The sequence below is a fragment of the Limnospira sp. PMC 1279.21 genome (assembly GCF_032349615.1).
Taxonomy (GTDB): domain Bacteria; phylum Cyanobacteriota; class Cyanobacteriia; order Cyanobacteriales; family Microcoleaceae; genus Limnospira; species Limnospira fusiformis.
The window spans coordinates 1-11,333 of sequence record NZ_JARPLU010000150.1; the positions used below are offsets into that span (position 1 = coordinate 1).

Below are 11,333 nucleotides of genomic sequence, written 5' to 3' on the forward strand. Positions count from 1 at the left end.
TATAAAGCAAATTAGCCAAGCTACTGGACTCCTACAATCCCGCGTGATTAAGTCTCTGGAAAGGTTGCGCGAACAGGGCAAGGTTAAATATCTAGGATGGGTAGCCGTCACCCAGGGTGACGAAAATTTATCACCGGTGAAAACTTCCCAGAGCGATCGCCTAACCGTTCGCTGGAAAACCAAATCAGCATTCCAAGACACAAACGGCAATAAGTACGCTTATCTTTATCAGGGGAAAAAGCAGGTTTGTTATCTGGCAGGTCCTCATCTCAGCGAAAAAGCGAAGGCGATCGCCAACCAGGTAGAACAGTGGATCGAGTCGGACTGGTCTCTGGAAACTATCCTAGAGAAACTTCCAGCACTTAAATCGGGTGGTGGAAATTTCCCCGGCGGCGCGTCCTAAGATTTCCCCCAAAGGAGATTTTATACCCCCAAAAATTTTGTGATTTCACAGAAAAATCAAGGAGCGTTTCCCAACCTAAAACGGCGCTAAGTGCTACTGTACACTGGTTAGCGTCGTTTGCCGTGTGTAAGAATATTTGATGTTTTGTCCAAAATACCAAAGTGCCGAGTTTAGCGCTAAAATTGGAAGTATCTAAGGCAGTGTGTGGCGTTCGGCCCTCCAAAGCATAGCAGCAACCCATTTCTCCCTGGATAACACTGATAGCGATCGCTGCCTTAGATTTCATCAATCGCGTCTCGGATTTTTTGAGGATCAGCATCAATATAGCGCTGCAAAGATGACATGGATTTGTGACCTGTGATAGCCATGATGGTTCTGGTATTGACTCCCTTGTTATAGAGTTTGGTGATGAAAGTGCGGCGGTAACTGTGGAGAGAATAGCCCTCGTTTTCTAATCCCAGACGAGCGATCGCCGCCCTATGGAAAGAGTCTATCGCTTGAACGGTAACGGGCTTGGATATATCAGATGGGCTAGGAAACAGAAACTCGCCGCCACCGATGCGGTAAGTTCCGAGAATCTCTCTAAGTTTTTGGGAAATGGGAACTTGGCGGACTCCCCCATCTTTCCCGCCCGCGCGCTTACGAGTTTCGGATCGAAAAGTTATTTCTGGCAGGACAACACGGGAAGCTGAGGAAACATAAACGTCAGGGATTCGCAGTAACCTGACAGCTCCCACTCGTTCGCCGGTGTACATCAAGATTGCTAGTAAGGTTCGCTGCCAGTCATATTTGCACTGCTTCTGAATTCTGTAGGCGATCGCGTCGGGGATAATGGAAGCCTGACCGATTCGGTTTTTCTTCATAGGTTTGTAATTGGCTATGGTTTCTCCCCAGTTGCCCAGATGGTCGGATTAAGCGATCGCCCTTCCTGTTTACCTATTGTAGTGGACGGACTGAGCCAGATGGAATCAACTCGGAGACTTGGGGGATTGGCGGCGGGCGATCGGATCAGCCTCCCCTATATTTGTTCGCCAGCCGGTAATGCGATCGCTTCCCCCCCATCTTAGGAAAACTCAGATTAAGGCGATCGTTTATCTACCAGTCTTCGTAATCGATAAACTCATTGATAGTAAATTCTCCCCCCTCTTTGGGGTTCGCTAGGTTGGGCGTATAACTACAAGTACACAATGGCCTAGTAGAACTCCAAGGGGATGGCATATCAAAAAATAATAGTTGACGGCTCATTGTAGGTACAACAGAAAACCCGCGTGCTGGTGATTCTACTGTCGCAACTTCACTATGTTCTTTAATCCAATTCGTTAGATTTATTAGTGTATCGTAGTTATAAAACTGCCAGGTATAGACGGCTATTTGAGTCATGACCATCGCCATAATTTCTCGCGGAATCAGGAAGACTTTAATCACTTCTCCAGGCGGCAGCCAAGAATCGTTAGAGGGATTAATGGTAAAGTTGTACATTTGACCAGGGAAAAACACATCAAACTGAAAAATTAAAACTCCATGTTCACTATAAAAGGTGTTATACCAAAGATAGTCATATATTCTGTTACTATCCGAATCTGCGTTGTCAGCTATAAAATTGGGTACGTGAACGGATTGATTTCCTGTACCCATAAAAGGTCTAATAGATAAATTCGGCATTGGCATATCGTCTATTTCTCCTGATTCTTGTCCTAAGTCATAATCAATTTCCGTTTCCTGTCTAACCCAGAGTTCTACCGTCTGGGTGGTGGCGGATGTCGCAAAAAGAGAGATTCCCCCGTCGCTGCTATCAAAATAGGTCGCATCTTCAAATACTGGCAATGAGCGATCGCTACCATCCCATCTAATGGAGAATGGATTTTCCCCCTTGATGGAAATTTCTCGCCTCACCGGGGACGATGTGGAGGGGATAATTTCCACCTCTTCCCCTGCCGCCAGTTGAACCGTCCCCGACTTGGAAAATCTATAATAAGCGCCCCCGCCGCCCCCGCCGCCGACCGGACGCATTTCAAATCGAATAGGCATTTATCGTAGAATGGAAGTAACCACTTCTATTTTCTCACATGAACATCACGCCGGGAGTCTATCCCGATTTTTCCGAAACCACACTAGAAGCCTTAACCTTAGCCATGGGGCGGCGATTGCTACAAAGGCAAAAAAACCTGACGATTAACTTCACAGGAAAAGATATTATGGATTTAACTCTTAATGAAGAGGATTCTGTTATCAACCTGGATATTGACGAGCTAGAGGCTTATATAGAAAATGGCGCGATTAAAATAGTAGATCCGTTTGTGAGTAGTTTTCAACCCGGTATAGGTAGTTACCCCTTTGACCAAACCAATTTAGCCAGTGCTTTACTGCATTTAGTTGTACATCAACACATAGCAGAATTTAGCCCCGCACTAAACCCCGAACCCGCCAAAAAACATTGTGATTTTTCTATCCGACCTAACGTTAGGGGAGATGGACAATATCCGTTAATATGCACCATCAGCTTAACCGACTATCCCGTAATTGTTGACTACACCAATGGCATGACTTCCGCCGCCAAACCATACTTATTAACTCCTTAACCTATGGCAGAAAATCGCTTATCAGAAACCGACACTTTTTCATTTGAAATTAATCAGAGTAATGTCAGTGATTATGCAAGCAATCCGTTAACACTGTGGAATATTTCTGATGCTATTACTGCCATTTCTGCCCATATTGACCCCAGGTGGCTATGGCGAGCTAATGCTTTTTTAGAAAGTCTCACTGCATCAGTTTGGTGTCCGAGTTTTACTCGTTCTCCTTATCCCGAATTTTACCCAGAGGATTCAGCGGCGGAAAGGGCAGCTAAATTAATGAAATTAGAGAGCAATCACCCTAAGTTTGGTTTGCAATTACTGAGAAGAAAAGGCTCGTCAAATCCTTGGGTTGAGGCAGCTTGTCCGGTTATCCAAAACCGAGGGCGGCGGTTTTATGTGCCTCTAATCAACCCTTATTTAACTGCCAATGAGGTAAAAATATTTGGCGGAAGTGACCAGTTAGGTTTAAGTTTTAAGGATTACGGTGACGGTATATTAGGCGGCGGTTCAATAAGTGCTAATCGCGGCTATGATACCATTTATATAGAGGGTGAATATCGGGTCGAATTAGATTTGATACTGATGGCTAAACGCCCGGCTAATACCTTGATGAACACAATAACAGTCGGACCTAATCCTATATTAATCGCCCCCGCTAATCCCAACCGTGCTTATTTTGAAATTCAGAACCAGGGAGAAACTCAATTGCTTTGGGGGTTGGGTGCATCGGGAAATAATGCAACTACTCACCCATTCAGAATGCCACCCGGTCAGATTTATTATCCCGGTAATGTATCAGGATTTATTCCGACTGACGCGATATGGGGTAAAGTAGTAGAAGGTTCGACAACTGTTTTAATTATGGAGAGTTCTTACACATGATGATAGCTTTTTATGGATTAGATGACTTAGAAAATTATCCGGTAGATTTATCCTTAGAATCTGCGGTTAATCCTGTTCATCTATGGGATAAGCGGTTAGAGATTCTTATAGCTACAAATAAGGATGTGTTTAACCGCCATTTTTTGCTACCAGGTCGCCCCGCCAATGGATATTTGATTTATAGAGAATTAAAAGCATTGGCTCATGTTCCCCAAGAATATAAAACCATTGTTGATTTTCCTTCCCCAGAAAAGAGACAAAGAAGGCTCTCTCAAGCCCAAGACGAAAATTATCGATTTGTCCTTGAGCAATGGCTGGAAAGAATAGAGTATTTGTGCCATATCTTTCCATTTTTGGAAGTGTTGCCAATTGCAGCTTTTTTGTCTGATTCTGTTAGTCCCTATCGCCCCCTGTCTGTTCCCACGCTAAAACAACGGAAAACCATTAAACTTGTTTCGTTGGAACCCATAGAGACAATGGAACGGGAATGGGTTGCTGGCGAACGAAAATTGACCAAAGAGGGATGGTTGCAACTATTTCCTGAGTTGAGGCAGGAGCGCGAACCATGCGAGAAGTAGAGGAACGCAGCCGAAGGACAAAAGACATTGTAAGGAATCGCAACTATAGGCAAGCGATAGATGTCATAGAAAGAGAGGTTAAACGATTAGAAGCGGACGACAAACCCAGAGCGCGAGTAAGATTTCCCCGTGACGATGGAGACATTGATATAGATGTGGGGGGGATAATTGAATTTGCCCAGGCAATGAAGCCAAAAATAAGCGCAGAGGCTGAAGATTTACAAGATGGCAGAACTAGGAGAGGCATAAAAGCTGAGAAGATAGGCAGCACAGCCCGTGGATTTGTAGACCTTGATGAGGATGGGAGCCCCAAAGGTGTTGGGGGAACAATTGACAGCATTAATGATGCTAATGTCTCGGTTTACTTTGGGGAATGTGAGCAAACCATGAGCGTGACCATGTTTGGCAAGACTGTTACTTTTGCTCGGAATGTTTGCGAGGATGATAGGGATGAGGAAGGCGACGACAATCGCCGTGGTGGTGAAGAAGAGGAAAACGCAGGGGTTGCCGGTAGCATTGATACAAGCATTCCCGGTCCCCCTCTAGGTTTTACTGGCTATTTATGTATGCCTTATTTGTCGTATTATCAAATGTTTGCTGATCCCGTTATAACTGAACCAAATAGGGCTTTGCTAGAATCATTGGTAGGGACAACCCTCAAATATTTACCGTATGAGTTAGAGGTGAGTTTTTCTATTTATGATAATGTAAGGGTTGAGATTAGCCGATTTAATTTAAGATACACAAATATAGCATCCATTACCAAGTGGAGAGCCAGTAAGCAGGAGGAAGGAGGGTTCAATCGTGATACTACTCTTATAGGATTACATACAACCGTAAAAAAAGCGGGGCGAGCTACTAAATGGAACGGTCCGAGATACTACAATAAGTCGCTAACAGTAGTAGGCTCGAGTAGGCCCACCATGGAGTCTGTGTCGGCTACAGCTATTGTCCCACCGAAAGGAATAGTGAATAATACAACATTGCTCGATTGGTATTGGATTATTCAGCACTCTTTTCATCTAAATATATACAGGAGAAACCATCCAGATTTCCCGTGTAGATGGGTCAACAATTATCAACCAGAGCCGACGCCAAGTTTACCAATATTGAGGGATGACATGAATAAAGAATGTTGTGAAGATTCTATTAAAATGACTAGGGAAATCCATAAAGCCCTAGGGGTAAGGAAGTTGCTAGATAAGAGTTTCCAGGTTCCAGCTAATATGATGATGCCAGAGGGACGGGGTAATCATCAGAATAAAGACTATTTGGAAATCATGTCTGACCTGTTTAAAACCATAGATAATTATGGCTTTGATGCTCCGGTTACCGTGACGGTTCAGGATACTAACAAAGCCCAAGAAGGCGACCAGTCTATTGAGTTAAAGTTTAATTCATTGGGGGCAATATTAAAGGCTCAGACTGAGCTTTTGATTGAGTTAAAAGGTGATAGCGCCAACCGGCTAAATATTCAGATTCGTTTAGCCTATATAATGACGAGAATGTATAGAACTTTGGCTAAGTTGTATTATCGAACGTCGGCGATTTTAGACGGGTTGGGAATTCCCATTATCTCGAAAGTGGTTACGCTGCCAATTGAGTTTAATGTGTTTGGTAAAAAACACTGGGGGGCTGGCAAGGGTTTTGGAAAGGATAACAAGAAAGGCCAGGAGCCTAAACTTGATTTGAATGATGAAGACACGACGGAAGCCATGCTGCCAGATTTGTTGGAGATTCACGACTATGAAATAGAGGTTGATGAGTTTAGGGCTAAAAGTAATGACCTCTATGAGGTTTTAATAGGGATAGCGGCAAAATTAAGGTCATAGTTTTATCATGAGTAAAAGAAGAGCGCCAAGGGGTTCGGGTAATTCCCAGCCGGATTCGGGTGGTGGGAAAAAACCGCCATCGGCAGGACAGGAAAAGGCTAAGTTTAAAAGTGACACTCGGAAAAGAATTGAGGAAGGGATCGCTGTGTTAGATTTCCGGCTGCATCTGGAATATTTAAATGTAGCATCAGCAGTTGGGGGCGGCGACTTTGAAGAGTTTAAACGTTCTTGGTTGATGAATTACTATAACGCCATGACAGCATCTGGGTTTAAGGATAAACCCAAGACAGCCCCCAGTCGGGAACAGCAGCCCCGCCTCATCAAAACTAATGACGAGTTAATGGAGATTCGTGATATTAAATCTGACAACTTGTCTACTGGAAAGTCGCCAAGCCAACGCCGCCGAGAAAGATTGTTGCCCAACAATGACCACGAAATAGGTTAATAAATTATGTCTAATGTTGTAGGTGTAGACCTGAAAGAACTAACTTCAACCGCTGTAGCTGGCAAGGAAATCGCAGCACAATGGTTTAATGCTTTTTCATCTCAACTGTATAAAGAGGTTCAGATTTTAAAATCTTTTAATTTTAAGAAATGGGCCGGAAGTCTTAAAGGTGGTGCCTTAGCTATTGGAGAAAACATCAAAAAAGGCAACTGGGGATTTTTCAAAGATTGGCTATTAGAAGCCCCTATGATTCCTAAAGTAGCAGGGCTTCTAGCGGGTGGTGTAATTGCCGGGACTGTGCTGCTTGTTGGTGGAAAAGCTGTAGGGCTTGTTGGTGCGGGTGTGGGGAGTTTAGTAGCAGCCCACCCGGCTTTTGTAGGCGGTTTTTTGGGGGTAACAGTGCCTACACTAATGGGCAAATTAACCCAAGGAGTTTCTCAAGCGTATAATTTTAATTGGGCAGCATCTGACAAAAAAATGATGGATGATTTAAAACAAGCAGCTAACGCTTTATATGTTCCCTTGGGAGAGACAGTCGGAAAATCTCTGGCTGCTTTAGTTGCAGGCAAGGTAGGAAGCACGGCGACAACAACTCTAAGAATTAGAGAAGGCGCGATCGCCGCCATGTGTATGATTAACCCAACCATTAAGGATACTTTGGTAGAAGCCTTGTCGTCGCTTAGATATGCGGTTCAAGAGGTTGCTAAAAAAGCACTGTTTGTCATAACTTATATTAACACCAGGAAAGTAGCAGCTAAGTTGTTAGATAAGGAGGAGACTTGGGGGAAAGAAGGACAGTCGCCTTTTATCGTTTCTGAAAAGGTAGAGGAAACCTGGTCTAAGATTAAAGCAGATGAATATTTTGACTGGGTAAATGAACAACAGTGGGAGGGTATGGAATCATTAGCCTCTACTTTCTTTGAAACATTAGGGGATTTACTAACAGACCAGGGAACTTATGAGGAGTGGATTCCTGTGTAAATTAATCGGCTGAGAGAGGGAGTATTTATGGCAAATGTTGGAAGGCTAACCCAACAAACTTATATCATGATGGCTCGCCAAAGGCGCATCACGAAACTCTCGGATAAGCGCCCGGAACGAGTCCGAATAGAATTGCAACCCAACTGGGATGTTTACCAACTGCAGCCTGACAGAAAAAACCCAGATTACAAGCTGCTGATGGCGGGTTCCGAGTCAGCTTTGGCATTGCAGTTGTCTCAGCTCGGATGGATGGAGAAGATGATCGATCATCTCCTCAATGCCAGCGACCTAAAATTTGACGACTGGTTTGATGCTTGGGCGGCGGGTTATCCAGAGCTGCGTTATAGATCCAACCCAAAACTCCCCAATTTAAGCACCAACTATCCGGCGCGCAATCTAAGAAACAGCGACGGAGATACCATCCCCAGATGGAGAGGAGACGCGAGTTCTCGCCCGGCTTATATTGAGTGGCATCCTTCCGACAGAAAAACATCTAAGGAGGTTGGGCTTCACCGAACAATAGAATATTTTCCAGATCGCTCCGAAAACAAATCAGTTGTCTTGACCGGGAACGATAAGGAACTAATTAGGCAAATCCTGCAAATCCACTACGAGGGCAGCGGCAGTAGCGAAAAATCCGATAACACAGTCTCAACGGGTATCAGTTACCGGGGCGCTCCTAAAGTTGTGCTGTACTTTTTGGAAAGAATTGAGGATGTGGAGAAAGGCTACCGACAACTGGAAGCGAGAGTCGGTTTCCGTTTGGTGGGAAAAACGGAAAATCCAAACGGAGTCGGGGACTTGCTGACGAAAGCCAATATCAGAAGTTTGGCACAAAGAATTTTCCAGCACTTTCTACAGCCCCAGCAGTTCCGGTTCCGCAAAGGAAGGGAATCGGTTAGTTATCGGGACAAATCCTCCGGGTTAGAATCGTTTGTTTTTGCGACCAGCACGGCGGAAGGTGTCAATCTCTACCAGCGCATCTGCCAGGTGATGCAGATCGAGTTTGACAACTCCAAAGTATTTACATCGACCAACCAAAATCCAGCCCAAGCGTTCCCTATCACATCTCCAGAAGTGACGATATTGGGTAACAAAATCAAACCGCCGCGCCGCCGTCCGGTCGGGTACGTCTACTTTAGGGAAGCAAAATTGTTTTTAGAGATGCTCAATGAGCCTATCCTGCTCTGTGACTACAACGGTCATCTATATAGAAATCCCGATTAGAAGACAACCCCAACACTTTTTTTAGACCAAACAAAACTCCTTGCATATCCGGAAACCCTATAGGTTTCCGTATATGTTCCACCTCCTAAAAATGTCTGCTATGAATGAAGTAGTAAGCAGTTTTGAAGCAACAAGGCGGGTATTGGATGCCAAGTTTAGCAGATACGAAAATTTATAGTTGGACTGCGCCCACCCCAGGCGGAACGGGAACCATGACAGTAGCGGCTCGGCTTTCTAATAGATACGATGGCATTGCTGAGGATTTGGGAATGACAGCCCACACAGACGCTAGTCAAGTCACCGCGCAAATGGTAAAGGCAAATCAAGCAGTCAAAGAGGGTCTCTTAATGAAAATGCGGATTAACTATCGGAAAGATAACAAATATTTTGGGGCTGATATTTATGTACCCACAAACAAAGTTTCTGATGCAATTCAGAAACTACATGGCAAAGCCTGGGATGGCACTGGGCGAATTACTTCCTGCCGCGATCGCGTAAGGGCTGATTTTCGTTAATAGAGAAAGGACAAAATATTAATGGCTAGAACACAACTCTGTCAGGCAATGGATGGTACTAAAGTTAGAGTCTTTAGAGCCAGTGCGGTAATGTATACAGCCGGAACTAAAGATGTTTTAGGCGTATCCCCAGTAGAAGAAGCCAACGCTAATGATCCAGTGTATGACACCGGGGAATTAATGCGAACTGGTTTGTTAGTAAGGCTTGCCGTTCAGTGCAACAACGGCACTACCAAACCGCCAATTACTTATAGACTTTTTTGCACAAAGGAAAAAATAAACGAGGCTTTGACGTATTACAATAGTAACGGTAGGACTCTAAATGGTAAGAGCGTCATGAACGCTGGTTTTGAACGCCGCCTAGTTATCAAATAAGGCATGGATTTTACCGACGCTTATGGTGCATGGAAACTGATAGCTTCAAGCTATCAGCCTACCCAAGAATGGATAATTCACAACCCCCCAATTACTGAACACTCATTATTGAGGTTTAAATTTTCAACTGATTGGGGGCGTTGGAAAAATCCCTATGATGGCTATAGGTCAATGCTGCTTATCAGAGGGCATTATCGTGATGATTCTGGGAGTTTTGGCTGGGTAACAGGACAAAGAACTGTATACGTTACAGAAGAACCACAACTGATTAATTATCCGCCCATAGAAGAATTTACAGATAATTCCTGGACAATTAGAAAGCTAGGAGTCCGCCGCCGGTTTTTCAAAAACGCAACATGGATCGAAAATCATCCTACAATGGATCTAAAGTTTAACGTAATAATTGAGGCTTTTGTAGCTTAACATGAATATCTCTCTCGCTCAATTAATCAACCATCTCCCAGATGGTTCAACCTGAAAAACCTTGCTGGGGTCATTAGGTTCGGAAGCTGAAAACGTAGACGCTACCGTAGAACTTTACGAATTTGTTGAGGCTTTTTACCAGGCACAAGTCGAACGCAACCAACTACCTGATGTTCAACGATTAAACGTAGTTTCTGCTCAGACATTGTTCAATATAGTGTTACAACCGGATGGCTCTGTGACAAGACAGATAGATAGACAATTGTCATTCTACCAAAAATTTGAGAATTCAGGAATTATTAGTAGACCACAATTCTAATTTGCCAACGGTCTAAATTTTTCGGGTGATTGGGAGTCTATCCGAATTACCCGAAAACGAACTACCAGCAATTTTTTCAAAACTTAATTTTAGTTTTTGAAAGTACAGGAGTTTCTAACTTTATGCATCTAGAAATTGAAAAAATTGCTTTAATTATTGGTTGGCTTATTTCTTTTTCGGGAGGTATTTGGTATCTTTCAGCAAAACATACTGAACTCCAAATTAATGTCAAAAAAAATCAAGAAGATATCGATAGATTAAGAAGTTCAGTCAGAAGCGAATGTCGAGGGGACAAACAACTGATCTGGCTTACTTTAAAACATATTGAAAGATATTTAGCCAAAACCACTGACTATAATGAATTAATCTTAAAAAAAGACAAAACAAACAACGATGAATTCTAATACATTACCTGAGATAGTCAAGCTAGGAACTGATGGAATTACAGTTTTTTTAGTCTGGCAGTTGATGAAACAAAACCAGAAACTAATTACTGAAGTTAACTCCAGAGACAACGAACTAATGAACCTGATATACACAATCCTAAATCAGTCCAGACAGAATCCCACCAGGTTAAGCGATCGCACTAGCCGGATTAACTGTCCCAGGGGAGAAAGCAAGGAGTAAGTTATCAGACTGACCCAATGGAAGGTAGCCTACTGGGAAAATGGACAAAACAAGTACAAATTCCCAGTTAGGACAAAAAAGCGATCGCATTAAGTCCCTTGACACCAATCTGGACTTCTACAACTCCAAGGCAAAGGTAAACGCTTCTTT

General features: G+C 43.5%; 18 protein-coding genes. 15 read left to right on the forward strand and 3 right to left on the reverse strand.

The window, feature by feature from the left end; translation table 11 throughout:
• On the forward strand, nt 1-403 hold a 403-nt coding region (locus P5683_RS18870), incomplete at its 5' end, for a winged helix-turn-helix domain-containing protein (protein WP_315641103.1).
• Here P5683_RS18870 and P5683_RS18875 read toward each other — a convergent pair.
• Complete coding sequence (locus P5683_RS18875; protein ID WP_006669627.1) at nt 363-689, reverse strand: hypothetical protein; 327 nt, start codon at nt 687-689, stop codon at nt 363-365. The genes P5683_RS18870 and P5683_RS18875 overlap by 41 nt on opposite strands.
• A complete protein-coding gene (locus P5683_RS18880; protein ID WP_006669522.1) occupies nt 679-1,266 on the reverse strand; it encodes a site-specific integrase in 588 nt (195 codons plus the stop codon). The genes P5683_RS18875 and P5683_RS18880 overlap by 11 nt, the downstream gene beginning before the upstream one ends.
• A 39-nt stretch (nt 1,267-1,305) precedes the next feature.
• On the opposite strand from P5683_RS18880, the gene P5683_RS18885 reads away from it, so the two are divergent.
• The gene (locus tag P5683_RS18885) at nt 1,306-1,470 is read left to right on the forward strand and encodes a hypothetical protein (RefSeq protein ID WP_006623581.1); all 165 of its coding nucleotides are present in this window, start codon (nt 1,306-1,308) and stop codon (nt 1,468-1,470) included.
• Between the two features lie 28 nt (nt 1,471-1,498).
• Here P5683_RS18885 and P5683_RS18890 read toward each other — a convergent pair whose 3' ends face one another.
• Nucleotides 1,499-2,431, reverse strand: a complete 933-nt coding sequence (locus P5683_RS18890) for a hypothetical protein (protein ID WP_315641102.1) — start codon at nt 2,429-2,431, stop codon at nt 1,499-1,501.
• A gap of 38 nt (nt 2,432-2,469) precedes the next feature.
• On the opposite strand from P5683_RS18890, the gene P5683_RS18895 reads away from it, so the two are divergent.
• The 13 genes from P5683_RS18895 (at nt 2,470) to P5683_RS18955 (ending at nt 11,183) form a co-directional block, all read left to right on the forward strand.
• Nucleotides 2,470-2,982 carry a hypothetical protein gene (locus P5683_RS18895; protein ID WP_273247616.1) on the forward strand — a complete coding sequence of 171 codons (513 nt, stop codon included), beginning with the start codon at nt 2,470-2,472 and terminating at the stop codon, nt 2,980-2,982.
• 3 nt (nt 2,983-2,985) lie between these two features.
• Nucleotides 2,986-3,861, forward strand: a complete 876-nt coding sequence (locus P5683_RS18900) for a hypothetical protein (RefSeq protein WP_006623230.1) — start codon at nt 2,986-2,988, stop codon at nt 3,859-3,861.
• The gene (locus tag P5683_RS18905; RefSeq protein WP_315669472.1) at nt 3,858-4,439 is read left to right on the forward strand and encodes a hypothetical protein; all 582 of its coding nucleotides are present in this window, start codon (nt 3,858-3,860) and stop codon (nt 4,437-4,439) included. Before P5683_RS18900 ends, P5683_RS18905 begins: the two co-directional genes overlap by 4 nt.
• Entirely contained in the window at nt 4,427-6,271 is a 1,845-nt protein-coding gene (locus tag P5683_RS18910; RefSeq protein WP_315669473.1) for a hypothetical protein, read from the forward strand. Before P5683_RS18905 ends, P5683_RS18910 begins: the two co-directional genes overlap by 13 nt.
• A 7-nt stretch (nt 6,272-6,278) precedes the next feature.
• The gene (locus tag P5683_RS18915) at nt 6,279-6,716 is read left to right on the forward strand and encodes a hypothetical protein (protein ID WP_315641058.1); all 438 of its coding nucleotides are present in this window, start codon (nt 6,279-6,281) and stop codon (nt 6,714-6,716) included.
• A gap of 6 nt (nt 6,717-6,722) precedes the next feature.
• The gene (locus P5683_RS18920) at nt 6,723-7,697 is read left to right on the forward strand and encodes a hypothetical protein (RefSeq protein ID WP_315642022.1); all 975 of its coding nucleotides are present in this window, start codon (nt 6,723-6,725) and stop codon (nt 7,695-7,697) included.
• Between the two features lie 27 nt (nt 7,698-7,724).
• Entirely contained in the window at nt 7,725-8,924 is a 1,200-nt protein-coding gene (locus P5683_RS18925) for a hypothetical protein (RefSeq protein ID WP_315645530.1), read from the forward strand.
• Nucleotides 8,925-9,070: 146 nt separating this feature from the next.
• Nucleotides 9,071-9,439 carry a hypothetical protein gene (locus tag P5683_RS18930; RefSeq protein ID WP_315648911.1) on the forward strand — a complete coding sequence of 123 codons (369 nt, stop codon included), beginning with the start codon at nt 9,071-9,073 and terminating at the stop codon, nt 9,437-9,439.
• Between the two features lie 21 nt (nt 9,440-9,460).
• Nucleotides 9,461-9,814 carry a hypothetical protein gene (locus P5683_RS18935; protein ID WP_006669513.1) on the forward strand — a complete coding sequence of 118 codons (354 nt, stop codon included), beginning with the start codon at nt 9,461-9,463 and terminating at the stop codon, nt 9,812-9,814.
• 3 nt (nt 9,815-9,817) lie between these two features.
• The gene (locus P5683_RS18940; protein WP_046319114.1) at nt 9,818-10,237 is read left to right on the forward strand and encodes a hypothetical protein; all 420 of its coding nucleotides are present in this window, start codon (nt 9,818-9,820) and stop codon (nt 10,235-10,237) included.
• Between the two features lie 61 nt (nt 10,238-10,298).
• Complete coding sequence (locus tag P5683_RS18945) at nt 10,299-10,556, forward strand: hypothetical protein (protein ID WP_006669511.1); 258 nt, start codon at nt 10,299-10,301, stop codon at nt 10,554-10,556.
• A gap of 122 nt (nt 10,557-10,678) precedes the next feature.
• Entirely contained in the window at nt 10,679-10,960 is a 282-nt protein-coding gene (locus P5683_RS18950) for a hypothetical protein (protein ID WP_315642021.1), read from the forward strand.
• Nucleotides 10,950-11,183 (forward strand): hypothetical protein, encoded by a 234-nt coding sequence (locus P5683_RS18955; RefSeq protein ID WP_006623220.1) that lies wholly within the window; start codon nt 10,950-10,952, stop codon nt 11,181-11,183. Before P5683_RS18950 ends, P5683_RS18955 begins: the two co-directional genes overlap by 11 nt.
• Nucleotides 11,184-11,333: the final 150 nt, after the last annotated feature.